The sequence below is a fragment of the Sphingobium sp. KKT206 genome, assembly GCF_055640555.1.
The window spans coordinates 3,012,533-3,035,630 of the sequence record NZ_CM145764.1 but is presented as its reverse complement, the minus strand read 5'-3'; the positions used below and the strand labels follow the sequence as shown (position 1 = coordinate 3,035,630).

Sequence of the window (23,098 nt, the reverse complement as noted above, 5' to 3'; positions counted from 1 at the left end):
GCCGGAGAACAGGTCAGGGCGACGGCACCACCACCTCGAACACATCGCCAATTCCCGACTCCTCACCGGGCAGTGCTTCCCGCTCGCTCGCCTGCCGGTTCCACATCAGCGCGTAGAGGCCATCGGCGCGCACCAGATCGGCATGGCGGCCGCGTTCGACGATGCGGCCCTGGTCGAGCACGATAATCTCTTCGGCATCGACCACGGTGGACAGGCGGTGGGCGACCACCAGCGTCGTGCGCTTGCGACTGATGTCGCGCAGCACCGTCTGAATCTCGGTTTCGGTGCGGCTGTCGAGCGCGCTGGTCGCTTCGTCCAGCACCAGCAAGGGCGGGTCCTTGAGCAATGTCCGCGCAATCGCCACGCGCTGCTTTTCCCCGCCCGACAGCTTGAGGCCACGCTCGCCGACGCGGGTGTCATAGCCTTTGGGGAGGCTGAGGATGAAGTCGTGGATCGACGCGGCCTTGGCGGCGGCTTCGATTTCGGCTTGCGATGCGCCTTCGCGGCCATAGCCGATATTATAGCCGACCGTGTCGTTGAACAGAACCATGTCCTGTGGCACGATGCCGATCGCGGCACGCAGCGAGGCCTGGGTCACCTTGGCGATATCCTGCCCGTCGATCGTCACCTGGCCCGACTGGATATCGTAGAAGCGGAACAGGATGCGCGCGATGGTGGACTTGCCCGCGCCCGAAGGCCCGACGATCGCCAGCGTATGCCCGGCGGGCACCTCGAAACTCACGTCATGCAAAATCTCGCGTTCTGGATCATAGCCGAAGCGGACATGATCGAACCGCACCGCGCCGCCCGGTGCCCGTAGCACCGTCGCGTCCGGCGCATCGGCGACCTCGGCCTGGGTGTCGATCAGTTGATACATCGCCTCCATGTCGATCAGCCCCTGGCGGATGGTGCGATAGACCATGCCGAGCAGGTCGAGCGGGCGGAACAGCTGGGCGAGCAGCGTATTGACCAGCACGACGTCGCCGGTGGTGAACTGGCCGACGCTCCAGCCCCACACGCTATAGGCCATCGCGCCCGCCATCATCAGGTTGGTGATCAGCGACTGGCCGACATTGAGCCAGGCGAGGCTGTTCTCGCTCTTGATCGCGGCTTTGGCATAGCGGCGCATCGCCCCGCTATAACGGTCGGCCTCGCGCTGTTCCGCGCCGAAATATTTGACCGTTTCGAAATTGAGCAGGCTGTCGACTGCATGGGCGACCGCGCTGGTGTCCATGTCCACCATGTCGCGGCGCAGCTGGTTGCGCCATTCGGTGACGGTACGGGTGAACCAGATATAGGCGACCACCATGACGAGCGTGGCGGCGACCAGGCCCCAGCCGAACTTGAACAGGAAGATGGCGCAGACCGCGACCAGCTCGATGATGGTGGGGGCGATGTTGAACAGCAGGAAATAGAGCATCGTGTCGATGCTCTTGGTGCCGCGCTCGACGATCTTGGTGACCGCCCCGGTGCGGCGGTCGAGATGGAAGCGCAGCGACAGGCGGTGGAGATGGACGAACACGTCATCGGCCAGGCGACGGCTGGCCTCCTGCCCTACCTTCTCGAACACGGCATTGCGCAGATTGTCGAACAGGACCGCGCTGAACCGCGCACCGGCATAGACCAGCACCAGCGCGATGGCGAGGCCGACCGCCGGTTCCATGCCCGGTGCCATCCGGTCGATCACGCCCTTATAAGCAAAGGGCATGGCGATGCTGATGAGCTTGGCGAGCAGCACCAGCAGCATGGCGATGGCGACGCGGCGACGCAGCGCGGGCGCATCGACCGGCCACAAATAGGGCAGGAAGCGGCGGAAGGTCGCCCAGACGGGCGGCAAGGGAGCGGTTTCGGGCGTTTCGGGAGGCATGGGCCTGCTATGTAGGGGTTATGGCCGGGCGGTCCAGTGGCAAGGAGGGTGCGGGCTGAGGGACATGCGGTGTCGAGGCCTTAGCTTCGCACTTTTCCTGCACATTGCGATAGTATGTTGCGCCGGCCTGGTCCTATCGCAAAGTTGAGACGGAAGCATAGCAGCGGTGCCGCCAGTAGGACAGCGCGCTTGCGTCGGCGCGTCCGCCATGGCAGCTTTCGGTTCGTCTCGAACGAGCGAAGGACGGCCCGATGCAACCCTTCACCATGGCGCTGGCACCCGAACAATTGTGGCAGGCGATCAATCCGCTTTATTGGACGCAAAATGGCGGGCAGATCGGCCTCGTCAACATCACCCTGGGGCAGACGGCGCGCCCCGACATCGAACGCACGGTGCTGGACGAAGTCGGCAGCTATGGCCGCCAGATCGGCCGCATCGGTGATGCGCTCGAAATATTGATCCGCCATTTCGACACGACGGACCTGCCCCAGCCGGAACGCGACGCGCTGGCGATACTGATGGGGCAGCTGGCCGACGTGCGCAAAATCAAGGCGCGCGAGCGGGGGTAAGGGAGCGCGCGGTCAGGCGGGGGCGAGGTGCTGGCGGAACCAGTCGGCAAGGTCCGCTTCGCCCAGATCCCCGGCGGCGAACTCCAGCATGGTGCGGGTCGCGTCGCCCGCGTCGAAACTTAGGGCGATGCCGTTGAGCGCCAGAAACAAGCGCGCCAGCACCCAGCCGGTGCGCTTGTTGCCATCGACGAAGGGATGGTTGCGCACGACGCCGAAAGCATAGGCAGCGGCCAGTTGGCAGTGATCCTCCTCGCCATAAGTCCACTGGTTGAGCGGACGCGCGAGCGCGGACTCAAGCAAACCGTCATCGCGAACGCCGGTGCCGCCGCCATGTTCGGCCAGTTGGCGGTCATGAATGGCAAACGCGACGGGCTTTTCGATCCAGACCGGCTCGCGGCGCTGCTCGCCGGTTTCCACCATGTCCGCTTACTTCGCCAGCACGCGCAATATGTCGCGATCCTCGCGCATGATCTGCTCGGCCAGATCCATCTTCGATTCAAAGTCGGGATTGGCCGCGGTCAAGCGCACGCCATCGGGGGATTCGGTAACATAGAGCATATCCCCAGGCCCGACGCGCAGCTGCGCCAGCAATTCCTTGGGCAGGATGACTCCGGCGCTGTTGCCGATCTTGGTGATTTTGAGGGGCATGTTCATACGCGCGTTATAACATGGATGGCGGCGAGGGTGCAACGGCCGCGCTTCTTGTCAATATTAGCGCAATATTGTAGGTATTATGGCCATGGCACAGATGAACATCTCGCTCCCCGATGGCCTCAAAAGCTGGATAGAGGCCCGCGTCGCCGAAGGCCGCTACAGCAGCAGCAGCGATTATGTCCGCGACCTGGTTCGACGCGAGCAGGAAGCGGAGGAAAAGCTGCGCATCTTGCGTGCCGCGATCGAAGAAGGGCTCGCGTCCGGGGTTAGTGACAGGACGATCGAGGATATTATTGCCGACCGGAGGAAGCGGGACGGCATAGCCTGATGCACGTCCTGATCAGTCAGGCGGCGGATGCCGATCTGGACGCCATTCTGGACTATGGCATGACTGCCCATGGGCGGGATCGTGCGGAAGCCTATTTGCGGATGATCCATGCGACATTCGGTCGGCTGCTGGATTATCCGGCTTTGGGTATGGCGAGGCCAGACATTAAAGCGGGCATAAGAACGCTGCCCGCCGGGGAGCATCTCGTTCATTATCGGCTCGACGGCGATATCGTGCTGATCGTCCGCGTGCTGCACAAGGCGATGGACCCGGCGCGGCATTTTTGACGGGCGTGTAGCGTGCGATTGCGTGTCCGGGGCAAGTGCTATATATGTATAGCGACCCCTGGAGGCTGATATGCTTGCCGTGCGCCTGACGCCTGAATTGGAGAGCCGCCTTGATGCGCTGGCAGCGCGAACGGGGCGGACAAAGACATTTTATGCGCGCGAAGCAATCGAGGCGCATCTGGATGATCTGGAAGATTTTTATCTCGCCGAGGAACGGATGAAGGGTTTTCGCGCGGGCGACGCCATTCCACTTGCCGATGTGAAGCGCGATCTTGGCCTGGCGGATTGAGTTTCTGCCCGATGCGGTAAAGGAGTTGAAGAAACTCGACCGTAGCGTGGCCCGGCGGATCATTACGACATTGGAGGAACGGATCGCCACGCTGGACGATCCGCGTACGCTGGGCAGCGCGCTGACCGGCGACCATGCAGGCTATTGGCGCTGGCGGGTCGGCGATTATCGCGTGGTGGCGCGGATCGAGGATGAGCGGGTGGTGATTATCGTGGTGCGGGTTGCGCATCGGCGGGAGGTTTATCGGTGAACTCGTTGCTCGCTTGAAATAACCCAACCGATAGGTTATTTATCGCCATGGTTACGATCCATCGTGCGCATGGCATGCGCTTCGTCATCTACACGCACGATCATGAGCCGCCGCATGTCCATGTGCTGGGCAATGGCGAGTTGAAGGTCGCGCTGTCGCCGGATGGCGCACTGCCCCAACTCCTATATGCGATCGGCATGAAAGCGGCGGATCGCAGGCGAGCGATGGATGTGGTGCTGGAGCGGCAGGCGGCGTTCATGACGCACTGGCGGGCGATACATGGAGATGAGGAATGACGGATCACTGGTCCGATGCGCAGATCGACGCGGCAGAGGCGCGGGGGCGGGACGCGCTGGCCAACGAACCGCGCGCGCTGGCCGCGCGTTATGATCGCAAGGCGGCGCGCATCATCGTCGACCTAGCCAGCGGCGCAACATTCGCCTTTCCGCCCAGCCTGGGGCAAGGGCTGGAAGCGGCCACGCCCGATCAACTGGCAGAGGTGGAGATTGCGGGCGCGGGCTTTGGCCTGCATTGGGAGGTGCTGGACGTCGACCTCTCCGTTCCGGCACTGATGGCCGGATCATTTGGCACCAAGGCATGGATGCGCGAACTGGCGCGGCGCGCGGGCAGCGTGACATCGCCCGCCAAAGCAGCGGCGGCGCGGGCTAATGGGGCGAAGGGTGGGCGGCCGAAGAAGGTGGGGTGATATCAGTGACAACCTGTATCCAGAAATGGCGTGATCCTTTTTACAGATCACGCCACCCAGAGATCACGGTCCAACGGCAACACGTTGTTCATCGAACGTGACCAGCCACGCATATCACACCCAATGCCGTTGAACAACATGCCTACGTAGTTCATCATCGTGATGAACTACCATTCAGTATAACGTGGTGTATTGCGGTGAGTTAATTATTAGGATACCAAAACGGCCTCGGAAGTCGCAGCAACGACAACCGAGGCCGGGAGGTAGTCACCCACCTCGTGCGTTAGGACACGCGAGGCGGAGCATAAAGCACCCTCCTTCACGCCGTCAATGAGTGTGGCTAATCATTGACGCCAAACGAAGGAAAAACAATGTCTAAGCCTATCGGAACAACTGCTCGCACCGGGGAAAACTGCCCCGAATCCGGGGTGTGGAAACCAGCGAATGGGACCACCACCGCGCCGATCGCCGAGGGCAATCGGATGCCTCCTTATAATGGGGCGGCGACGACATGGACGCTCATCCGTTACGCCTAGCAACAAGCCGTGAAAAAGGGGGCCGGTCGATCACCGGCCCCCTTTTGAAACTTTGTTGGCAATTGAAAATCAATCCCGCTCCCGATCCCCAGCCCCCATATACAATTCACTCCCCGTTTCCCTGAACACCTTGCTCATTTCTGCCATGCCCTGTTCGGCGGAGGCTGCGTCCAGGGGCGCGCGCGCTCCACCATTTGGCTTCGCCAAATGGTTCCCCTCCCCGTGCCGGGGAGGATTGGCGGCGATGAAGGCGTCGGCTTCCTGATTCTGCTTCGCGGCGAAATCGCGGACTTCCTGCGTGATCTTCATCGAGCAGAATTTGGGGCCGCACATCGAGCAGAAATGGGCGCTTTTCGCGCCCTCTGCGGGGAGCGTCTGGTCGTGATATTGTTCCGCCGTGTCGGGGTCGAGCGACAGGTTGAACTGGTCGCGCCAGCGGAATTCGAACCGCGCGCGGCTCAGCGCATCGTCGCGCACCTTCGCCGCCGGATGCCCCTTGGCCAGATCAGCAGCGTGGGCGGCGAGCTTGTAGGTCACCACGCCGACCTTCACGTCGTCGCGGTCGGGCAGGCCCAGATGCTCCTTGGGCGTGACATAGCAAAGCATCGCCGTGCCATACCAGCCGATCATAGCCGCGCCGATCCCTGAGGTGATATGGTCGTAGCCCGGCGCGATGTCGGTGGTGAGCGGCCCCAGCGTATAGAAAGGCGCTTCGCCGCAGGCTTCGAGCTGCTTTTCCACATTCTGCTTGATCTTGTGCATCGGCACATGGCCCGGCCCCTCGATCATCACCTGCACATCCTGTTCCCAGGCGCGCTTGGTCAGTTCGCCCAGCGTATAGAGTTCGGCAAATTGCGCCTCGTCATTGGCGTCAGCAATCGAACCGGGGCGCAGGCCATCGCCCAGCGAATAGGCGATGTCATAGGCCTTCATGATCTCGCTAATCTCGTCGAACCGCTCGTAGAGGAAGCTTTCGCGATGATGGGCGAGGCACCATTTCGCCATGATGGAGCCGCCACGCGACACGATGCCGGTGACGCGCTTGGCGGTCATCGGGATATAGGGCAGCCGCACGCCGGCATGGATGGTGAAATAGTCGACGCCCTGTTCCGCCTGCTCGATCAGCGTGTCGCGGAAAATCTCCCAGGTCAGATCCTCGGCGACGCCGCCGACCTTTTCGAGCGCCTGATAGATGGGCACGGTGCCGATCGGCACGGGCGAGTTGCGGATGATCCATTCGCGCGTGTCGTGGATGTTGCGGCCCGTGGACAGGTCCATCACCGTGTCCGCGCCCCAGCGGATCGACCAGACCAGCTTGTCGACTTCGGCGGCGACGTCGGATGCGACCGCGCTGTTGCCGATATTGGCGTTGATCTTGACCAGGAAATTGCGGCCGATCGCCATCGGTTCGGATTCGGGATGGTTGATGTTGCTGGGGATGATCGCCCGGCCGCGCGCCACTTCGTCACGGACGAATTCGGGCGTCACATAATCGGGGATTTCCGCGCCCCAATCCTGCCCGTCGCGGACATATTCGGCCAGCCGCGCCCGGCCCAGATTCTCGCGCTCCGCCACATATTCCATTTCCGGCGTGATGATGCCGCGCCGGGCATAGTGCATCTGGCTGACATTCGCGCCCGCCTTGGCACGCAACGGGCGACGCGCGCCCAGCGGAAATTGCGCGACGCCGCCGCTACGATCCGGCCCTTTCAGCCCATTATCTTCCGGCCGCACCTCCCGCGCGTCATATGCCTCCACATCGCCCCGCCCAACGATCCAGTCGTGACGCAGCGTCGGCAGGCCCGCGCGAATGTCGATCTGCGCGGTCGGATCGGTATAGGGGCCGGACGTGTCGTAAACCCGCACGGGCGCCTCGCCGCTGCCCGGCTCCAGCGTGATTTCGCGCATCGCGACCTTCAGCGGCCCGACATGGATCTTGCGCGATCCCCGGATGGGACCAGTGGTGACGCCGATTTCGGTGCGGGCGGGAACATCTGCCATTATCGTCTCTCCTTCATGGGCGAAGAGAGCGACGGCGGGCGGTGTGACGGCGCGCTGACCCTCCCTACGCCGGTGTTAGCCGGATCAGGTTCAACGGGTCGCAGCCACATAGCTGCCTCTCAACCGTCTGCGGACGGTCCCCCGGGGATGCTGGACAGGGTAATCCGTTCGCGGCATGAGTCCAGCGCTTATGTCTCATCATCCCGCCCCCGATCTGTCGACCAAGGAAGGCCGCAAGGCGTGGCGGCATGAATATCGCATGGTCGCGGTGCGCCCGCGCCGTTGGGGACTATGGCTGCTGACCGCCGGATTTCTGCTGCTGCTCGCGCCGTCGGCCTTTGGCCTGCACAGCATCATGGGCTGGTCGCCCAGCCTGATCGGCATGGCGCTGATGCTGGTGGCGACGCCGCTGCTGATCGCGGGGGCGGTGCTGCGGCGGCGCTATCGGCGCGGGCGGCTGGGCACTCCCTAGAATCTGCACGCCCCGCGCGATTGGCTGTTGCATTGCAGCAGGGGGTAGCGTTTGATCGCGACCATGCTCAAAGCCGCACTCCACCACCTCACCGCCTATCGTTATAATCGCCCGATCCGCCTGGGGCCGCAGGTCATCCGCCTGCGCCCCGCGCCGCATAGCCGGACCAAAGTCCCCAATTATGCGCTGAAGATCGAACCGGCGAACCATTTCCTGAACTGGCAGCAGGATCCGCACGGCAACTGGCTGGCGCGCGTGGTGTTTCCCGATCCGGTCGACCATTTCCGCATCCAGGTCGATCTGCTCGCGGACCTCGACATCATCAATCCGTTCGATTTCTTCGTCGAGCCTTATGCGGAGACTTACCCCTTCGCCTATGACGATCAGCTGAAGACCGACCTCGCCGCCTATTTCGACATCGAACCGCAAGGGCCGATGTTCGACGCGATGGTGGCGCAATATGATGGATTTCAAAGCCGGACGGTCGATTTCCTGGTCGAGGTGAACCGCCGCCTGCAACAGCAGGTCGGCTATGTCATTCGCATGGAAGCGGGCGTGCAGACGCCGGAAGAGACGCTGGAGATCGGCACGGGATCGTGCCGCGATTCGGCCTGGCTGCTGGTGCAATTGCTGCGCCGGCTGGGCTTTGCCGCGCGTTTCGTGTCGGGCTATTCGATCCAGCTGGTCGCCGATGTCGAGCCGATCGAAGGGCCGAAGGGCGTGACGCAGGACGTCGTCGACCTCCATGCCTGGGCGGAGGCCTATGTGCCCGGCGCAGGCTGGGTGGCGCTGGACGCGACCAGCGGCATGTTCGCGGGCGAAGGCCATATTCCGCTCTGCGCGACGCCGCACTACAAGTCCGCCGCACCGATCAGCGGCATGGCCGAACCCGCCGAAGTCGATTTCGAGTTCGCGATGAACGTGTCGCGCATTGCCGAAGCCGTGCGGATCACCAAGCCGTTCACCGACAGCCGCTGGGACGCGGTGATGGCGCTCGGCGCACAAGTCGATGCCGACCTGAAGCGCCAAGATGTGCGCCTGACCACCGGGGGCGAGCCGACCTTCGTGGCGGTCGATGGCGGCGATGCGGGCGAATGGAATGGCGATGCGGTCGGGCCGACTAAGGCGGCCTATGCCGACCGGCTGATCCGCAAGCTGCGCGCGACCTTTGCGCCCGGCGGCCTGCTGCATCATGGCCAGGGCAAATGGTATCCGGGCGAAAGCCTGCCGCGCTGGGCCTATGCGGTCTATTGGCGCAAGGATGGCACGCCGATCTGGCGCGACGAAAGCCTGATCGCGCCCGACGATGCGCCCGATGGCGCGCGCATGGTGACGCCTGCCGACGCCCGCGCGTTCCTGAGCCATATGGCCGGGAATATGGGCTTTACCGACGAATATACCCATGCGGTCTATGAAGATCCGGCAGTCTGGGCGGTCAAGGAAGCCGACCTGCCGATCAATGCCAGCCCCGATGATCCCAAGATCAGCGATCCCGAAGCCCGCGCGCGCATGGTCAAGACGTTCGAGCGCGGCCTCGACCAGCCGGTCGGCTATGTGCTGCCGGTGCAGCGTTGGCAAAGCCAGGTCGCCAAGCCCCGCTGGCAGAGCGAAATCTGGCAGTTGCGGCGCGGCAAGCTGTTCGCGGTGCCGGGCGATTCGGCGCTGGGCTATCGCCTGCCGCTGGGGTCGCTGCCCTATGTGCCGCCATCCGACTATCCCTATATCCACCCCCGCGACACCAGCGAGCCGCGCGAACCGCTGCCCGACTTTCGCACCCAGATCGTCGAGCAGGCGAGCGTCGAGGAAGTGCGCGCGCAACAGTCGCAGCGGGTCGCCGGTCCCGAAGGCGGCATGGCCGCGCAGGAACGGGTCGAGCAGGTCATCATCGAAGGCGCGGTGCGGACCGCCGTGACTGTGGAGCCGCGCGGTCATTATCTCTCGGTCTTCCTGCCCCCGGTGCAGGCGCTGGAAGATTATCTGGAGCTGATCGCCGAGGTCGAAGCCGCCGCCGAAGCGCTGCGTATCCCCGTGCGGATCGAGGGCTATTCGCCGCCGCCGGACCCGCGCATCGACGTGCTGAAGGCCACGCCCGACCCCGGCGTGATCGAAGTGAATGTCCAGCCCGCCGCCAGCTGGGACGAGACGGTCCATATCACCCAGCAAGTCTATGACCATGCTCGCGAATGTCAGCTGACCGCCGACAAATTCATGGTCGACGGGCGCTCCGTCGGCACCGGCGGGGGCAATCATATCGTGCTGGGCGGGCCGACATTGGGTGACTCGCCCTTCATCCGCCGCCCCGATCTGCTCAAGAGTTTCGTCCTCTATTGGCAGCGCCATCCCTCGCTCTCTTACCTGTTTTCAGGGCTCTGCATCGGCCCGACGAGCCAGGCACCGCGCATCGACGAAGCGCGGCATGATGGCCTCTACGAGCTGGAGATCGCGCTGGCGCAGGTGCCCAACCCGTTTGCGGGCGAAGGGGCTGCGCCGCCGCCCTGGCTGGTCGATCGGCTGTTCCGCAACCTGCTGGTCGATGTGACGGGCAATACCCACCGCACCGAAATCTGCATCGACAAGATGTTCTCGCCCGATGGTCCCACCGGGCGGCTGGGCCTGCTGGAGTTTCGCGGGTTCGAAATGCCGCCCGAAGCGCGCATGAGCCTGGCGCAGCAATTGCTGCTCCGCGCGCTAACCGCCTGGTTCTGGCGGCAGCCGCAGCAGGGCCATCTGGTGCGCTGGGGCACGACGCTGCATGACCGTTTCATGCTGCCCCATTTCGTCTGGGCCGATTTCCTGGAGATCCTGTCCGACCTGCGCGGTGCGGGCTATGATTTCGACCCCAACTGGTTCGAGGCGCAGCGCCAGTTCCGCTTCCCGGTCCATGGCACGGTCGATGCGGGCGGCGTGGGGCTGGAAATCGCCCATGCGCTCGAACCGTGGAATGTGCTGGGCGAAACCGGGGCGATCGGCGGCACGGTGCGCTATGTCGACTCATCGACCGAACGATTGCAGGTGCGCGCCACGGGCCTGGTCGCCGGGCGGCATATCGTCGCGTGCAACGGGCGGCAGGTGCCGATGACCGCCACCGGCGTTCCGGGCGAAGCGGTCGGCGGCGTGCGCTACAAGGCATGGGCACCGGCCAATTGCCTCCACCCCCACCTGCCCGCCAATGCGCCGCTGACCTTCGACGTGCTGGACAGTTGGAGCGGGCGGTCGCTGGGCGGCTGCGTCTATCATGTCGCGCATCCGGGCGGCCGCAATTACGACACGCTGCCGATCAACGGCTATGAGGCCGAAGCCCGGCGCAAGGCGCGGTTCCAGGATTATGGCCACACCCCCGGCCAAGTCGATATGCCCGCCGCTGAAACGGCCAGCGAATTTCCGATGACGCTGGACCTGCGCTTCAAACAACCGGGGCTGTGATGGCCGCCGACGCCGCGGCCCCGCCCGGCGCGGCGGCGGGATGGGCCGACGCCTATCTCGCCGCCGCACCGGCGGGAGATTTGTTCGCCGATGCATCGCCCGCCATGGCCCCGCGCTGGCGGACGATGCTGGAGCGGCTGTCGGCGCAGGCGCAGGGCGATCCTGCGACACTCGCCGACCATGTTGGGCGGCAGGCGATCGACCTTGGCATGGCGTTTCGCCTGACCGGCGATGAACAGGAACGCGCCTGGCCGCTGGGGCCAGTGCCGCTGCTGATCGGCGCGGACGAATGGGCGCATATCGAACGGGGCCTCGCCCAGCGCGCCGACCTGCTCGAACGGGTCATCGCCGACATCTACTCAACCCAGTCGCTGGTCATGGACGGCAATCTGCCCGCCAGCATCGTGACCGGCAGCGCCCATTATTGGCGCGTCATGAACGGCGCGCCGCCGCCGCAGGGGCATCAGCTTCATTTCTACGCCGCCGATATCGGGCGCGGCCCGGCGGGCGAATGGCGCGTCCTGTCCGACCGGGTAAGAACCCCGGTGGGTGTGGGCTATGCGCTGGAAAACCGCTTGGCTTTGTCGCGCGCCACCGGCGACCTGCTCGGCGCAATGAACACGCGGCGGCTCGCCCCCTTTTTCGACGAATTGCGCCGGGGGCTGGCCGCCGATTGCGCCCGGTCGGACCCGCGCATCGGCCTGCTGACGCCCGGCCGTTTCAATCAAAGCTATGCCGAACAGGCGCATCTCGCCCGCTATCTTGGCCTGTTGCTGGTCGAGGGCGAGGATCTGATCGTCACCGACGGGCAATTATTCGTCCGCACCATTCAGGGGTTGAAGCGCATTGACGGCCTGTGGCGCTGGCTGGACAGCCGCTTTCTCGACCCGCTCGCCTTCGACAGCAAGTCGCGCATCGGCGTGCCCGACCTTTATGATGCCTGCGCGCGCGGTGGCCTGATGGTCAGCAATTGGCCGGGCGCGGGCGTGATCGAATCCCGCGCCTTCGCTGCCTTCCTGCCGCAACTGGCGCGGGCTGTGCTGGGCGAGGAACTGATCCTGCCCAATATCGCGACCTGGTGGTGCGGGCAGGCCAAGGAATGCGCCCATGTCCGCGACCGGCTGGACGAACTGGTCGTCGGTTCCGCCTTCGATCAGACCGTAGCGGGCCTGCCCGACGCGCATTTCGCCCCCGGATCGACGCTGGACAAGGATCAACGCGCCACGCTGCTCGGCGCGATGGCGCGACGGCCGATGGACTATGTCGGGCAGGAAGTGGTGAAATTATCCACCACCCCCGCCATCGTCGACGGGCAATTGACCCCCCTGCCCTTCACCCTGCGCGTGTTCGTGGCGCGCGATGCGCTCGGCCAATGGCGCGTGATGCCGGGTGCTTTCGCGCGCCTCGCGGGCCATGGCGACATCCGCGCCGCGCTCATGGGGCGGGGCGACATGTCCGCCGACATGTGCGTCATCGACAGCCAGCCCGTGCCGCCCGACACGCTGCTGGGATCGGGCGGCGCGCCCGCGATCCGGCGGGTGGGCGGGATGCTGCCGGCTAAGGCGGCGGACAATCTCTTCTGGCTGGGCCGCTATATCGAGCGCACCGAAATGACGCTGCGGCTGATCCGCGCGATCGTTGGCGGATCGATCGAGGCGGACATCGGCCCCTCGCTTGCCTCACCCACCATGGCGCGGCTGGTCGGGCAACTGGCTTTGTGGGGCGCGATCCCCGGCAGTCGCGGCGCGGTCGGTCCGCTTTGCGCCATCGCGCTGGGCGATGCCAGCCAGGATGGCAGCGTGCGGACGCTGATGGGGCGGGTCGCCAATATCGGCGAAGGGCTGCGCGACCGGCTGGCGAGCGACGTGTGGCGACTGGTGCGGCTGCCGCTGCCCCGCTTCGACGGCGCGGTGACCGAGACACTGCTCGACGCCACCTCCCGCATGATTGAACGAATTTCCGCGCTGTCGGGGCTGGCGGCGGAGAATATGGCGCGCACCGACGCCTGGCGCTTCCATGATATGGGTCGCCGCATGGAGCGCGCGATCAATGGCTGTCGCCTCGTCAGCCTGTTCGGGGGCGATAGCGCGAGCGCCGACGACCTGACCGTATTGCTCGATTTGCAGGACAGCCAGATCAGCTATCGCACTCGCTATCTGACCGGCCCTGCGCTGCCGCCGGTGCGCGATCTCGTGGCGCTGGAGCCGCATAATCCGCGCGCGATCGCCTATCAGGCGGCGCGGCTGGCGGAGCATATCGCGGCGCTCCCTACGCTGCGCGCCGACGGCATGCCTGAAGAGCCGCTGCGCCGCGCCGATGCGCTGGTGGCGCGGCTCGCGCCGCTGACCGGCGACATGCTGACCATGGCCGACATCGCCGATGTGGAAAGCCGACTGCTCGGCCTGTCCGACGCGATCGGCCAGCGCTATTTCCTGCAGGTCCGCAAGACCGAGACGATGGACCTGCTGTCATGATCTACCACGTCCGGCACCGCACCATCCTGCGCTATGCCAGCCCGATGCGGCTGGCCCGCTTCAACCTGCGGCTGCGGCCCGCGCCCTGGCCGGGTCAATGGACGTCCGACTATGCGCTGGAGGTCGATCCGCTGCCGTCGGCGATCGATTCGCGCCCCGGTCCCTGGCCGGTCCATGTCGCCCGGCTGGTGATCGAAAGCCCGATCCGCCAGCTCACCATTGAAAGCCGCTTCCGCATCGGCGTGCAGGGTGGCGCGATCGTGCCGCAGGCGGATGACCCCACCATCGGCGCGGTGGCGCAGGCGGCGCTGGCCGAACGCGACATGGGACCGGCGGCACCCGCCCATTATCTCTATGCCTCGGTCCGCGCGCCGCTCTTGCCGGACATCGGTGCCTGGGTCGGCGATGGCCTCTCCCCCGACCGGCCGATCGTCGCCGCCGCGCTTGACTTGGCGCAGCGCATCCGCGCCGAATTTCGCTACGAACCGGGCAGCACCGACGCGGCGACACCCGTCGCCGATGCCTTTGCCGCGCGCCATGGCGTGTGCCAGGATTTCGCCCATGTCATGGTGGTCGCGCTGCGCCTCGCCGGGCTGCCCGCCGCCTATGTCAGCGGCTATCTGCGCACCTATCCGCCCCCCGGCAAGCCGCGCCTGATCGGGGCGGACGCCATGCACGCCTGGGTCATGCTCTGGTGCGGGCGGACGCGCGGCTGGATCGGCTTTGACCCCACCAATGGCGTGATCACCGGCGACGGGCATCTCTTCGTCGCCATGGGCCGCGACTATGCCGACGTCGCGCCGATGGACGGGCTGTTCGTCGGCGGCGGCGGGCAAAGCCTGCAACTGATGGTCGATGTCGTGCCGGAGGAGGAGATGGCGGGAGGGGCGTAGCCCTCACCGCCCTTTAATCGCCCACAGCCCCGAACAACAACGGCATCCCCGTCCTTGGCCGGATGGTCAGGCGGCTGATCGGTTCGGGCCTGAACCCCGGCGGCACGCTCAGGGCAAAGCGCCGCACGACCGCGGCGATCACCGTCATCACCTCCTGCTGCGCAAAGCCCGCCCCGACGCAGACGCGCGGTCCCCGGCCGAACGGGAACCAGGCCTGTTTCACCATGTCGGCATTGGCGGGATCATCGAAGCGATCGGGGTTGAAGGCATGGGGACAGGCCCAATTATCCTTGTTCCGCTGGGTCAGCCACGGCGCGACCACCAGCATTGATCCGCTCTCCAGATGCTTGTCGCGCATGTCCATGGGACAGGTGACTTCGCGCGGCAGGAAGGAGACGGGCGGATAGAGGCGCAGCGTCTCGCGGAAGATATTGCGTAGCTGCCCCATTTCCTTGAGCATCGGCGCGGTCAGCGGCGCGTCGCCCGCAACCGCTGCAATTTCCGCCCGCACCCGATCCTGAATATGCCGACATTCGGCGAGCATGTAGAGCGCCCAGGTCATGGTGCTGGCCGATGTTTCATGGCCTGCGAGGAAGATAGTCGAAACCTGCTCCATCACCTGGTTGCAGGTGAAGGATTCTCCGGTTTCGGGATGTGTCGCCTCAATGAGCGACTGGAGAATGTCGCGATGCGGCGCTTCCCCGCGCGCATGCCAGCCCTCATAGCGCGCCTTCACGATCGGGCGGAACACGTCATGGATGGCGCGCGCCGGGCCTTTCGACCGTTTCTCGAACCAACCGGCGGGAATGCCGTAGAGCCGCAGCATCGACGCGCTGTGCGCCAGCCGCTGGAACTTGCCGAAAGCGATGTGGATGATGTTCGATCGCGCCGCGTCCAGCGCCTGCGAAAACAATGTGCGAAAGATGATGTCGGCCGCGACATGCGTCATCATCGGGTCGATATCGACCGGCTGGCCGCGATCGGCCGCCTCCAGCCGTGCCAGCAGATCGTCGGCCGCCGCCACCATCAGCGGCATGGTCCGCCCCAGCGCGGTATGGGCAAAGGCGGGATTGACCATCGACCGCTGGCTTTCCCAATCCGCGCCATTGGCGGAAAAGACGCTGTTGCCGATCAGCGGATCGAGATTGCGGACCAGTTCGCTATGTTTGGGATAGGCGGTGCCGCCGCGCAAAATCTGGTCCACCAGGCTCAGTTCATTGGCGATATACATGGTCCGGCGCGGCAGGCGGATCTCGCCCATCTTCATCGTATAGCTTTTGTCGAACAGCACATGGATCCAGCTATGCCAGCCACGCAGGAACCGTTTGATGAGGCCGCGCTTGGTGCGGGGCGGCTGCGGATAGGGCGGGGTGAAAAGCGGGTCGGTCAAGGGATCGTCCTGAAGGCGGCGACGGCGTCGTCCACGGTGCGAGGGCCAGCGGTCAGGCTGATGAAATCGAGCGGCGATAGCCGGTCGCCCACGCGCAGATAGTCGAAATGCGCCTCATATTTGTTCGACCAGCCGCCATGATAGTTTTCCGGCTGATAGAAGAGATGGAAGCGCGGCGATAGCATGTCCACCCGCGCCGCATGATTGTCTGCGACAAGGCGCAGCGGATTGACGTTATAATAGGCCGCGCCATCGGGCGGCGAGGAAATATCGACATAGCGGAACGCCTTGTCCGCCAGCGCCGCCAGATCAGCATGATACCAGCGCGCGTCGCGGCGCAGGCCGATCACCGGCACCACCTGCCCCATGCCCACCATGACGGCATGGTCGGGCATCGCCGCATTCCGTAATGCAAACAGCCGGCGCAATATGCTCATGCCCAATATGGTGCCCGCGCTGTGCGTGACGATCTGCACTTCGTCCCAATCGCCATCCAGTTCCGCCGCGATGCGCGCGGCAAACTGGTCGAGCCGGGTATCCAGCTCCGCGCCCGGCCCGTTGGCCGCCAGCGCGCCATGATAGGTCATGAACCGCAATAGCCAGGGCACGACCAGCTTGGCCAGCAAACGCCCGGACAACAGCGCGCTGATGCCGATCCCGATGAGAGCACTCACCCAAAAAGGCAGCAGCAGCGACAGCAACAGCGCAGGCACCAAAGCCAGCAACAACGGGATCAGCACGGCGAACAGCGGCGGATAGAGGATGGTGATGACCGGCCCGGACCGCAGCTTGCGCATCCGCCCGAACTGCATGAAACGCGCATGGCCGACATAAGCCCGCGCCGCCCGCAGCGCGAGCGGCAGCGGATTGCGGATCCACACCTTGGCAATCAGATCTTCCCAGCGCAGATATTCATAATCGACCGCGACGCCCGCCTGTTCATTGGCGACATCCCATTGCACCGACACCAGCGACCCGTCCGGCCCGGCCCGCCGCGCGCCGACGGTCACATCCTCCCCCGTGAGCTTATGATAGCGCGCCGCCTGTTCGCGGTAGAGCTGATGATAGAAACGCACGCCGCGCGGATCGAAACCGCCGAGGTAGAAGACTTTACGCTTGAACTTTTGCACTGACCCAGCCCTAATCGGGGCATGAGCACACCCGAACGCGACTATTGCTATTTCATAGACCATCGCAAATACAACCGAAACATCGGCTGTAGGAAACATGACAATGCCTATGGCATTAATGGCGGCGGCAGCGAGCGGGACCGCTGGCGCGCCGACATGGCCTTTTACCGCCATATGAGGGGACAGGGCGATCCGATGGCGTTGCCGTCCCTGATCGCCTGCCTCGCCTTCGGCTGGTTCTGCTGGAACTATCATCCGGGCAAAGGGCTGTGGCGCGGGCAATTGTTGCGCCGCTTCGCCAAAGCGCCCAAATGAGCGCCATGACCAGCCCGAAACATATCTCCACAGGTTCCGTCACCTTCGGCAACGACCTGCCCTTCGTCCTCATTTCCGGCCCCTGCCAGATCGAAAGCCGCGACCATGCGTTGTTCATGGCCGATGCGCTGGCGCAGATCGCACGGCAAGCGGGCGTGCCCTTCATCTTCAAGAGCAGTTTCGACAAGGCGAACCGGACATCGGTATCGGGCCAGCGCGGCGTCGGCATCGATGCAGGCCTCGCGATCCTCGCGGAGGTGGAGGCGACGCTGGGCTGCCCGGTGCTGACCGACGTGCATGATGCAGGCCAGGTGGCGGCCGCCGCGCAGGCGGTGGACATCCTCCAGATCCCGGCGTTCCTCTGCCGCCAGACCGACTTGCTGCTCGCCGCCGGGCGGACGGGCGCGGTCATCAACGTCAAGAAGGGGCAGTTCATGGCCCCCTGGGACATGGCGGCGGTCGCGCAAAAGGTCGCCTCGACCGGCAATGACCGCATCCTGCTGACCGAACGCGGCGCGAGTTTCGGCTACAATACCTTGGTCAGCGACATGCGCGCTTTGCCCGTGATGGCGCAGACCGGCTATCCGGTCGTCTTCGACGCCACCCATTCGGTGCAACAGCCGGGCGGCCTGGGCTCCGCATCCGGCGGCCAACGCGAATATGCGCCGCTCCTCGCCCGCAGCGCGATCGCAGCGGGCGTCGCGGCCATCTTCGCCGAAGCCCACCAAGACCCAGACAACGCCCCCTCCGACGGCCCGGTCATGCTCCCGCTAGACTGGGTCGCGCCCATGCTCGCGAAGCTGAAAGCCATCGACGAAGTGGTGAAGGGGTAAGGCAAAGGCCCAACCCCGCCCTCTCCCGCCTTCGCGGGAGAGGCTATGAAGACTTGGCAGCGTGCTGCCTAGTCGCAGTCGGTGAGGGCCTTTCTTGCAGCGTTAGACAGACCCTCACCCTCCCACGCCTTCGGCGCGGGCCCCTCCCTCTCCCGCGAAGGCGGGAGAGGTGTGGCGGTCGCCCTTTATGCGGTCAGGGCCGAACCTGCCCCGTCCCCCGCACGATCCACTTGTACGTCGTCAGCCCCTCCAGCGCGACCGGCCCGCGCGCGTGCAACCGTCCGGTGGAAATGCCGATTTCCGCGCCCAGCCCGAATTCGCCGCCATCGGCGAACTGGGTGGAGGCGTTCCACATCACGATCGCGCTGTCCACCGCGTTGAGGAAGCGCTCGGCGGTTGCGGGATCGTCGGTGATGATCGCGTCGGTATGGTGGCTGGCATGGACGGCGATATGGGCGATCGCTTCCTCCACGCCATCGACCAGCCGGATCGACACGATCGCGTCGAGATATTCGGTATCCCAGTCCGCCTCGTCGGCGGGCTTCACCCGCGCGTCCATTGCCTGCACCGCTTCGTCGCCGCGCACTTCGCATTGCGCGTCGAGCAGCGCCCTGACCAGCGCGGGCGCATAGGCATAAGCGCGGTCGATCAGCACCGTTTCGGTCGCGCCGCAAATGCCGGTGCGGCGCATCTTGGCATTGACCACCAATTGCTGCGCCATCGTCGGGTCCGCCGCGCCATCGACATAGCTGTGGTTGATGCCGTCGAGATGCGCCAGCACGGGCACGCGCGCTTCGTCCTGCACGCGCGCGACCAAGCTCTTGCCGCCGCGCGGCACGATCAGGTCGACAAACTCCGCCGCCTTGAGCAGCGCGCCGACCGCCGCACGATCGGTCGTGGGCACCAGCTGTACGACATCGGCGGGCAGGCCAGCGGCGACGATCCCCTCGACGATCGCGGCGTGGATCGCGCGGTTGCTCTCCTTCGCCTCGCTGCCGCCGCGCAGGATCACCGCATTGCCCGCGCGCAGGCACAGCGCCGCCGCATCGGCGGTCACATTGGGGCGGCTTTCATAGATGATGCCGATCACGCCCAGCGGCACCCGCACCCGGCGCAAGTCCAGCCCATTGGGGCGCACGCTCTGGTCGATCACGCTGCCCAGCGGATTGGGCAGGCCCGCGACCTGCTCCACGCCCGCCGCCGTCGCCGCGACCCGCCCTTCGTCCAGCCGCAGCCGGTCGAGCAGTGCAGGCGACAGGCCGTTCGCCACCGCATTATCCATGTCGCGCGCATTGGCGGCGATGATCGCCGGTGCCTGATCCCGCAACGCCTGGGCCGCACGACGCAGCGCGTCGGCCTTTTGCGCGTCGCTCGCCTGCGCGATCACGGCGGCGGCGCGGCGCGCGCGCGCGCCCATCGTCGCGATCAGCATTTCGGGGGTCTGGGTCAGGTCGTTCATCATCACTCTCGCCATTCGGATGCGCGGCGGCTTAGCATGAAAGCCGACCGTTGCGAAGGCGATAGGACCGGCGTCAGGCCGCCTTGGCCAGCCCCTCATCCTTCACCGCGCGAAACAGGCGGCAGGGCGGAATATTGCGCCATTCCAGCGCATCCTGCACCTCGCCGAAGAGGGGATCGATCAAGCGGCGCACGAAGCGCGAATATTGATAGACGAGGAAGGCCCCGCCGGGCCGCAGCGCGCCAAGCGTCTCCGCCGCAATGCCTTCCCCCACGCCGTCGGGCAGGGTGGAAAAGGGGATGCCCGACAGGATATAATCGGCCTGAACATGCCCCGCTTCCCGAATGAAGCGGCGCACGTCGGCGGCCGATCCATGCACGACCCGCAGGCGGGGATCATCGATCTGCGCCTCTAGATAGGCGACGAAATCGACATTGAGGTCGATCGCCAGCAGCGTGGCGTCCGGGTGCATCCGGTCGAGGATCGCCTGCGTGAAGGTGCCGACGCCTGGCCCATATTCCACGAACAGGCGCGTGCGCTGCCAATCGACGGGGTCGAGCATGCGCTTCACCAGCGTCGCGGACGAGGGGATGATCGACCCGATCATGCCGGGATGCTTGACGAACTGCCGGAAAAACAGCCTCCACTGGCTCAGGAACACGCCCTTGCGAGCGCGATTGTCGTTCTTTTTCAAGGGAATGGAGGCCATCATTATCCGCCTGTTTGTCATTACGGTCGGGCGTCGCAAAAATCGGCAAGCCTTGCAAGCCGCATTGCGCGCATCGAGCAGGAACGCGCAGGCGGCGATTGGTTTCCCCGCCGCCTGCGCGTCACCCTAGCGGTGAGGCTCGATCAGGCCCGGTCGCGCCCGCGCACCATGCCCGGTGACACGAAGCCGATCGGATCGATCTGCATCGCGCTCTGCTTCAACGTCGCCTGGATCTGCTCATATTCCCGCTCCATGTCCGGCGTCACCGACGCGCGGGTTTCCAGCAGCGCGGCCTCGAAATGCGCCATCGTGACCTTCTCGACCGTCATCGACTGGCGCAGCGCGAACAGGCCCGCGCGACGCGACAGATCCTCCAGATCCGCGCCGGTAAAGCGCTGCGTCCGCGCCGCCAGCGAGGCGAGATCGACATCGTCGGCCAGCGGCATCTTGCCGGTATGGATCGACAGGATGCGCGCCCGCCCCCCTTCGTCCGGCACGGGGACATAGATCAGTTCGTCGAACCGGCCGGGCCGCAGCAACGCCGGGTCCACCAGCGTCGGCCGGTTGGTGGCACCGATCACCACCACCGACTGCAATTCCTCCAGCCCATCCATCTCGGCGAGAATGGTATTGACCACCCGCTCCGTCACCGCCGGTTCGCCAAGCCCGCCGCCGCGCGCGGGGACCAAACTGTCCAGTTCGTCGATGAAGATGACCGTCGGGGCCACTTGCCGCGCGCGGGCGAACAGCCGGGCGATCTGCTGCTCGCTTTCGCCATACCATTTGGACAAGAGGTCGCTCGATTTGGTGGCGATGAAGTTCGCCTGCGCCTCACGCGCCACCGCCTTGGCCAGCAGCGTCTTGCCGGTGCCGGGCGGGCCGTAGAGCAGGAAGCCCTTGGCCGGGCGGATGCCGATCCGGCGGAAGGCGTCGGGATTTTTGAGCGGCAGCTCGACCCCTTCCTTCAAGCGCATCTGCGCATCGTCCAGCCCGCCAATGTCGGACCAACCGATATTGGGTGCCTGCACCATCACCTCGCGCATGGCCGATGGCTGCACCCGCTTGATCGCCGACATGAAATCCTCGCGCGTGACGCACAATTCTTCCAGGACATCGGCCGGGATCGTCCCGTCCTCCAGGTTGAGGCGCGGCATGAAACGGCGCACCGTCTCGATCGCCGCCTCGCGGGTCAGCGCCGCAAGGTCCGCGCCGACAAAGCCATAGGTCATGCGCGCCAGTTCGGACAGATCGACCTTGTCGCCCAGCGGCATGCCGCGCGTGTGGATGCCCAATATCTCGCGCCGACCGCGCTCGTCGGGCACCCCGACCACGATCTCGCGGTCGAAGCGGCCGGGTCGCCGCAGCGCCTCGTCAATCGCCTCCGGGCGGTTGGTCGCAGCGATCACCACCAGATTGGTGCGCGGCTCCAGCCCGTCCATCAGCGTCAGCAATTGTGCGACCAACCGCTTTTCGGTTTCGCCGGTCACCTGTCCCCGCTTGGGCGCGATCGAATCAATCTCGTCAATGAACAGGATCGAGGGGGCAGCCTTGGCCGCCGCCTCGAATATCTCGCGCAACTGTTTTTCGGATTCGCCATAGGCCGACCCCATGATCTCCGGCCCGTTGATCAGGAAGAATTCGGCTTCCGATTCGTTGGCGACGGCGCGGGCCAGCCGCGTCTTGCCAGTGCCCGGCGGGCCATGGAGCAGCACGCCGCGCGGCGGATCGACGCCCAACCGCTGGAACAGTTCGGGATAGCGCAGCGGCAATTCGACCATTTCGCGCAACTGGTCGATCGTATCGGCCATGCCGCCGACGTCGTCATAGGTCACGTCGGCACGGCGCGCTTCCTTGGGCTCCTCATATTCGGGGCGCAGCTCGACTTCGGTTTCCGCGTCGATCTGGACCACGCCCTTGGGCACGGTCGACACCACGACCAGCCGGATTTCCTGCAACGCATAGGCGGGCGCAGCCAGCATCTGGCGCAATTGCGGCGGCATGTCGCCGGTCGGCACCTGCTGTTGGCCAGCCGTCGCGACGACATCACCCGCGGTCAGCGGCCGCTGGAAGAAGACCCGCTTGAGCGCTTCGGGATGACCCTGAAGCCGTAAATTATTTTGTGCAGGCGCGAACACGACCCGCTGGGCGGGGCGCGGTTCGACCTTCTCGATATGGACGAAATCGCCCGACCCGGCCCCGGCATTGGCGCGCTGCAAGCCATCGAGGCGCAGCACGTCCAGCCCTTCATCTTCCTTGTACGGACGCACCACGCGCGCGGGCGTGGATCGCTTGCCGACGATCTCGATCACATCGCCTTCGCTCAGCTGCAATTCGGCCATCACCGTCAAGGGCAGCCGTGCAAGCCCGCGTCCCGCATCTTCGGGCCGCGCATTGGCGACCTGGATGCGGCGTCCAGTCATTTCCTCATCGGCCATCGGGCACCCCGTCCTTCTTGTTCCGTAACGAGATAGGAAACGTCGGCCGCCGCGAAAAGGGGGCCATGTGCCACGCGC

Annotated in this window: 22 protein-coding genes and 1 riboswitch; of the genes, 13 read left to right on the top strand and 9 right to left on the bottom strand. The window is 65.2% G+C overall.

All coding sequences use genetic code 11. The annotated features are described in order from the left end of the window. Positions 1-13: 13 nt before the first annotated feature. The gene (locus tag ACZ2HM_RS14730; protein ID WP_470425550.1) at positions 14-1,867 is read right to left on the bottom strand and encodes an ABCB family ABC transporter ATP-binding protein/permease; all 1,854 of its coding nucleotides are present in this window, start codon (positions 1,865-1,867) and stop codon (positions 14-16) included. A gap of 251 nt (positions 1,868-2,118) precedes the next feature. Here ACZ2HM_RS14730 and ACZ2HM_RS14725 point away from each other — a divergent pair, with 251 nt between their 5' ends. After that, entirely contained in the window at positions 2,119-2,436 is a 318-nt protein-coding gene (locus tag ACZ2HM_RS14725; protein ID WP_043150137.1) for a hypothetical protein, read from the top strand. A 12-nt stretch (positions 2,437-2,448) separates the two neighbouring features. Here ACZ2HM_RS14725 and ACZ2HM_RS14720 read toward each other — a convergent pair whose 3' ends face one another. Both ACZ2HM_RS14720 and ACZ2HM_RS14715 read right to left on the bottom strand, forming a co-directional pair. Further along, a complete protein-coding gene (locus ACZ2HM_RS14720; RefSeq protein WP_470425549.1) occupies positions 2,449-2,856 on the bottom strand; it encodes a type II toxin-antitoxin system death-on-curing family toxin in 408 nt (135 codons plus the stop codon). Positions 2,857-2,862: 6 nt separating this feature from the next. After that, positions 2,863-3,090, bottom strand: a complete 228-nt coding sequence (locus ACZ2HM_RS14715; RefSeq protein ID WP_081912942.1) for an AbrB/MazE/SpoVT family DNA-binding domain-containing protein — start codon at positions 3,088-3,090, stop codon at positions 2,863-2,865. A gap of 85 nt (positions 3,091-3,175) precedes the next feature. Here ACZ2HM_RS14715 and ACZ2HM_RS14710 point away from each other — a divergent pair, with 85 nt between their 5' ends. The 6 genes from ACZ2HM_RS14710 to ACZ2HM_RS14685 all read left to right on the top strand — a co-directional run bounded on the left by ACZ2HM_RS14710 (position 3,176) and on the right by ACZ2HM_RS14685 (position 4,950). Further along, positions 3,176-3,418 carry a type II toxin-antitoxin system ParD family antitoxin gene (locus ACZ2HM_RS14710; protein ID WP_052027793.1) on the top strand — a complete coding sequence of 81 codons (243 nt, stop codon included), beginning with the start codon at positions 3,176-3,178 and terminating at the stop codon, positions 3,416-3,418. Further along, a complete protein-coding gene (locus ACZ2HM_RS14705; protein WP_037476948.1) occupies positions 3,418-3,705 on the top strand; it encodes a type II toxin-antitoxin system RelE/ParE family toxin in 288 nt (95 codons plus the stop codon). The genes ACZ2HM_RS14710 and ACZ2HM_RS14705 overlap by 1 nt, the downstream gene beginning before the upstream one ends. A 70-nt stretch (positions 3,706-3,775) precedes the next feature. After that, on the top strand, positions 3,776-3,994 hold the full coding sequence (relB, locus tag ACZ2HM_RS14700) for a type II toxin-antitoxin system RelB family antitoxin (RefSeq protein WP_037476950.1): 219 nt from the start codon (positions 3,776-3,778) through the stop codon (positions 3,992-3,994). Further along, a complete protein-coding gene (locus ACZ2HM_RS14695; protein ID WP_037476952.1) occupies positions 3,978-4,244 on the top strand; it encodes a type II toxin-antitoxin system RelE family toxin in 267 nt (88 codons plus the stop codon). The genes relB and ACZ2HM_RS14695 overlap by 17 nt, the downstream gene beginning before the upstream one ends. A gap of 47 nt (positions 4,245-4,291) precedes the next feature. Further along, positions 4,292-4,540, top strand: a complete 249-nt coding sequence (locus ACZ2HM_RS14690) for a DUF4160 domain-containing protein (RefSeq protein WP_037476954.1) — start codon at positions 4,292-4,294, stop codon at positions 4,538-4,540. Next, the gene (locus ACZ2HM_RS14685; protein ID WP_037476956.1) at positions 4,537-4,950 is read left to right on the top strand and encodes a DUF2442 domain-containing protein; all 414 of its coding nucleotides are present in this window, start codon (positions 4,537-4,539) and stop codon (positions 4,948-4,950) included. Before ACZ2HM_RS14690 ends, ACZ2HM_RS14685 begins: the two co-directional genes overlap by 4 nt. 605 nt (positions 4,951-5,555) lie before the next feature. On the opposite strand, the gene thiC is transcribed toward ACZ2HM_RS14685, so the two are convergent. After that, positions 5,556-7,487: a phosphomethylpyrimidine synthase ThiC gene (thiC, locus tag ACZ2HM_RS14680; protein ID WP_470425548.1), complete on the bottom strand. Its 1,932-nt coding sequence runs from the start codon at positions 7,485-7,487 to the stop codon at positions 5,556-5,558. Positions 7,488-7,531: 44 nt separating this feature from the next. After that, positions 7,532-7,641, bottom strand: a riboswitch (TPP riboswitch). A gap of 36 nt (positions 7,642-7,677) precedes the next feature. Between thiC and ACZ2HM_RS14675 the strand changes: the two genes are divergently transcribed. From ACZ2HM_RS14675 to ACZ2HM_RS14660, 4 genes are all read left to right on the top strand, one after another. Beyond that, complete coding sequence (locus tag ACZ2HM_RS14675; RefSeq protein WP_470425547.1) at positions 7,678-7,959, top strand: hypothetical protein; 282 nt, start codon at positions 7,678-7,680, stop codon at positions 7,957-7,959. 63 nt (positions 7,960-8,022) lie between these two features. Further along, positions 8,023-11,382 (top strand): transglutaminase family protein, encoded by a 3,360-nt coding sequence (locus ACZ2HM_RS14670; RefSeq protein ID WP_470426863.1) that lies wholly within the window; start codon positions 8,023-8,025, stop codon positions 11,380-11,382. Then, positions 11,382-13,856, top strand: coding sequence for a circularly permuted type 2 ATP-grasp protein (locus ACZ2HM_RS14665; protein WP_470425546.1), 2,475 nt, complete (start codon positions 11,382-11,384; stop codon positions 13,854-13,856). The genes ACZ2HM_RS14670 and ACZ2HM_RS14665 overlap by 1 nt, the downstream gene beginning before the upstream one ends. Continuing rightward, positions 13,853-14,749 (top strand): transglutaminase family protein, encoded by an 897-nt coding sequence (locus ACZ2HM_RS14660; RefSeq protein WP_470425545.1) that lies wholly within the window; start codon positions 13,853-13,855, stop codon positions 14,747-14,749. The genes ACZ2HM_RS14665 and ACZ2HM_RS14660 overlap by 4 nt, the downstream gene beginning before the upstream one ends. Positions 14,750-14,762: 13 nt before the next feature. On the opposite strand, the gene ACZ2HM_RS14655 is transcribed toward ACZ2HM_RS14660, so the two are convergent. Together ACZ2HM_RS14655 and ACZ2HM_RS14650 are read right to left on the bottom strand one after the other, a co-directional pair. Continuing rightward, positions 14,763-16,139 carry a cytochrome P450 gene (locus ACZ2HM_RS14655; RefSeq protein WP_470425544.1) on the bottom strand — a complete coding sequence of 459 codons (1,377 nt, stop codon included), beginning with the start codon at positions 16,137-16,139 and terminating at the stop codon, positions 14,763-14,765. After that, positions 16,136-17,269 (bottom strand): hypothetical protein, encoded by a 1,134-nt coding sequence (locus tag ACZ2HM_RS14650; RefSeq protein ID WP_470425543.1) that lies wholly within the window; start codon positions 17,267-17,269, stop codon positions 16,136-16,138. The genes ACZ2HM_RS14655 and ACZ2HM_RS14650 overlap by 4 nt, the downstream gene beginning before the upstream one ends. Before the next feature lie 21 nt (positions 17,270-17,290). Between ACZ2HM_RS14650 and ACZ2HM_RS14645 the strand changes: the two genes are divergently transcribed. Both ACZ2HM_RS14645 and kdsA read left to right on the top strand, forming a co-directional pair. Continuing rightward, on the top strand, positions 17,291-17,584 hold the full coding sequence (locus ACZ2HM_RS14645) for a hypothetical protein (RefSeq protein WP_470425542.1): 294 nt from the start codon (positions 17,291-17,293) through the stop codon (positions 17,582-17,584). Continuing rightward, positions 17,581-18,417: a 3-deoxy-8-phosphooctulonate synthase gene (gene kdsA / locus ACZ2HM_RS14640; RefSeq protein ID WP_470425541.1), complete on the top strand. Its 837-nt coding sequence runs from the start codon at positions 17,581-17,583 to the stop codon at positions 18,415-18,417. The genes ACZ2HM_RS14645 and kdsA overlap by 4 nt, the downstream gene beginning before the upstream one ends. A 193-nt stretch (positions 18,418-18,610) precedes the next feature. Here the strand turns inward: kdsA and ACZ2HM_RS14635 are convergent, their stop codons facing one another. From ACZ2HM_RS14635 to ACZ2HM_RS14625, 3 genes are all read right to left on the bottom strand, one after another. Next, positions 18,611-19,876, bottom strand: a complete 1,266-nt coding sequence (locus ACZ2HM_RS14635; RefSeq protein ID WP_037480753.1) for a glutamate-5-semialdehyde dehydrogenase — start codon at positions 19,874-19,876, stop codon at positions 18,611-18,613. Between the two features lie 73 nt (positions 19,877-19,949). Further along, positions 19,950-20,585, bottom strand: a complete 636-nt coding sequence (locus ACZ2HM_RS14630) for a class I SAM-dependent methyltransferase (protein ID WP_037480756.1) — start codon at positions 20,583-20,585, stop codon at positions 19,950-19,952. Positions 20,586-20,728: 143 nt separating this feature from the next. Beyond that, on the bottom strand, positions 20,729-23,020 hold the full coding sequence (locus ACZ2HM_RS14625) for a CDC48 family AAA ATPase (protein WP_470425540.1): 2,292 nt from the start codon (positions 23,018-23,020) through the stop codon (positions 20,729-20,731). Between the last annotated feature and the right edge of the window lie 78 nt (positions 23,021-23,098).

What these genes read in the sequence shown, in the direction of transcription:
- relB (WP_037476950.1), top strand. Translation starts at nt 3,776, where the DNA reads ATGCTTGCCGTGCGCCTGACGCCTGAATTGGAGAGCCGCCTTGATGCG.
- ACZ2HM_RS14690 (WP_037476954.1), top strand. Translation starts at nt 4,292, where the DNA reads ATGGTTACGATCCATCGTGCGCATGGCATGCGCTTCGTCATCTACACG.
- ACZ2HM_RS14635 (WP_037480753.1), bottom strand. Translation starts at nt 19,876, where the DNA reads ATGAACGACCTGACCCAGACCCCCGAAATGCTGATCGCGACGATGGGC.
- ACZ2HM_RS14710 (WP_052027793.1), top strand. Translation starts at nt 3,176, where the DNA reads ATGGCACAGATGAACATCTCGCTCCCCGATGGCCTCAAAAGCTGGATA.
- thiC (WP_470425548.1), bottom strand. Translation starts at nt 7,487, where the DNA reads ATGGCAGATGTTCCCGCCCGCACCGAAATCGGCGTCACCACTGGTCCC.
- ACZ2HM_RS14665 (WP_470425546.1), top strand. Translation starts at nt 11,382, where the DNA reads ATGGCCGCCGACGCCGCGGCCCCGCCCGGCGCGGCGGCGGGATGGGCC.
- ACZ2HM_RS14715 (WP_081912942.1), bottom strand. Translation starts at nt 3,090, where the DNA reads ATGAACATGCCCCTCAAAATCACCAAGATCGGCAACAGCGCCGGAGTC.
- ACZ2HM_RS14730 (WP_470425550.1), bottom strand. Translation starts at nt 1,867, where the DNA reads ATGCCTCCCGAAACGCCCGAAACCGCTCCCTTGCCGCCCGTCTGGGCG.
- ACZ2HM_RS14630 (WP_037480756.1), bottom strand. Translation starts at nt 20,585, where the DNA reads ATGGCCTCCATTCCCTTGAAAAAGAACGACAATCGCGCTCGCAAGGGC.
- ACZ2HM_RS14670 (WP_470426863.1), top strand. Translation starts at nt 8,023, where the DNA reads ATGCTCAAAGCCGCACTCCACCACCTCACCGCCTATCGTTATAATCGC.
- ACZ2HM_RS14625 (WP_470425540.1), bottom strand. Translation starts at nt 23,020, where the DNA reads ATGGCCGATGAGGAAATGACTGGACGCCGCATCCAGGTCGCCAATGCG.
- ACZ2HM_RS14675 (WP_470425547.1), top strand. Translation starts at nt 7,678, where the DNA reads ATGTCTCATCATCCCGCCCCCGATCTGTCGACCAAGGAAGGCCGCAAG.
- kdsA (WP_470425541.1), top strand. Translation starts at nt 17,581, where the DNA reads ATGAGCGCCATGACCAGCCCGAAACATATCTCCACAGGTTCCGTCACC.
- ACZ2HM_RS14685 (WP_037476956.1), top strand. Translation starts at nt 4,537, where the DNA reads ATGACGGATCACTGGTCCGATGCGCAGATCGACGCGGCAGAGGCGCGG.
- ACZ2HM_RS14705 (WP_037476948.1), top strand. Translation starts at nt 3,418, where the DNA reads ATGCACGTCCTGATCAGTCAGGCGGCGGATGCCGATCTGGACGCCATT.
- ACZ2HM_RS14660 (WP_470425545.1), top strand. Translation starts at nt 13,853, where the DNA reads ATGATCTACCACGTCCGGCACCGCACCATCCTGCGCTATGCCAGCCCG.
- ACZ2HM_RS14645 (WP_470425542.1), top strand. Translation starts at nt 17,291, where the DNA reads ATGAGCACACCCGAACGCGACTATTGCTATTTCATAGACCATCGCAAA.
- ACZ2HM_RS14725 (WP_043150137.1), top strand. Translation starts at nt 2,119, where the DNA reads ATGCAACCCTTCACCATGGCGCTGGCACCCGAACAATTGTGGCAGGCG.
- ACZ2HM_RS14720 (WP_470425549.1), bottom strand. Translation starts at nt 2,856, where the DNA reads ATGGTGGAAACCGGCGAGCAGCGCCGCGAGCCGGTCTGGATCGAAAAG.